Annotated in this window: 1 protein-coding gene; it reads left to right on the top strand. The window is 71.9% G+C overall.

The features are described 5' to 3' along the window. A partial coding sequence (terL, locus tag D9599_RS30620; RefSeq protein ID WP_198385116.1) for a phage terminase large subunit occupies positions 1-1,322 on the top strand: 1,322 nt, incomplete at both ends.

The raw sequence follows: 1,322 nt of genomic DNA on the forward strand, positions 1-1,322 counted from the left end.
CCGGCCGCCCACCACCGCCTTCTCATTCGCGAGCTGCAGGCGGTCGCCGACGGCGTGCACGACCGGCTGATGGTCTTCATGCCCCCGGGCTCGGCCAAGTCCACCTACGCCTCCGACCTGTTCCCGGCCTGGTTCCTGGCACAGGGCCGCGACCGCCGGGTCATCGCCACCTCCAACACCGCCGACCTCGCGGGTGCCTTCTCCCGCAGGGTGCGAGGCAGGATCCGCGCCCATGGCCTGACGCTCGGCTACGGGCTGGACCGCGAGGCGGAGGACCTCTGGACCACGACCAACGGGGGCGAGTACCGGGCCGCCGGCATCGGGGGCGTGATCACCGGCCTCCGCGCCGACCTCGCCCTGATCGACGACCCCGTGAAGTCCAGGGAGGAGGCGGACAGCGAGGCACGCCGGGAGCGCGTCTGGGCTTGGTTCGGCGACGACCTGCGCACCCGCCTCAGGCCCGGTGCCGCCATCGTGGTGGTGCAGACCCGCTGGCATGAGGACGATCTCGCCGGGCGGCTCCTGCAGGCTCAGCCCGGTCAGTGGCGCGTGGTGTCCCTGCCCGCCGAGGCCGAAGAGGACGACCCGCTAAGAAGGGCGCCCGGTGAGATGCTCTGGGGCGACGACCGCTACGGCTACGCGGCCTCTCTCACCCGCGTGAAGGCGGAGGCGAGCACCCGCAGCTGGAGCGCGCTGTACCAGCAGCGTCCGGTGCCGGACACCGGCGACTACTTCCTCGCCGAGTGGCTGCACCCGGCGGACACCCTGCCGGAGAGGGCGACGCTCCGGGTCTACGGTGGCTCGGACTACGCAGTCACCTCGGGCGGAGGTGACTGGACAGTGCACGTCGTTATCGGCATGGACCCGAACGGCCGCCTCTGGCTGCTGGACCTCTGGCGCGGTCAGTCAGCCTCGGACGCCTGGATTGAGGCCTTCTGCGATCTCGCACGGCGCTGGCGGCCGATCGGCTGGGCCGAGGAGACAGGGCAGATCAGGGCGGGTGTGGGTCCCTTCCTCGAGCGCCGCATGCGGGAGCGCCAGGCCTACGTGGCCCGGCACGCCTTCCCCACCCGCGGCGACAAGGCTGTCAGGGCGCAGTCCATCCGCGGCCGCATGGCGCTGGACGGGCTGCACCTGCCGCGCGCAGCACCCTGGCGCCAGGCGTTCGAGGCGGAGCTGCTGACCTTCCCGGCGGGTCGGCACGACGACCAGGTGGACGCGCTCGGGCTGGTCGGGCAGCTGCTGGACAGGATGGTCAAGGGCAGTGCGCTGAAGCCACAAAAGGATGTGCTGGAGGACCGCTACGCCAGGCTCTTCGCCAA

Origin of the sequence: Roseomonas sp. KE2513 (genome assembly GCF_016107305.1) — a bacterium.
Lineage (GTDB): Bacteria > Pseudomonadota > Alphaproteobacteria > Acetobacterales > Acetobacteraceae > Roseomonas.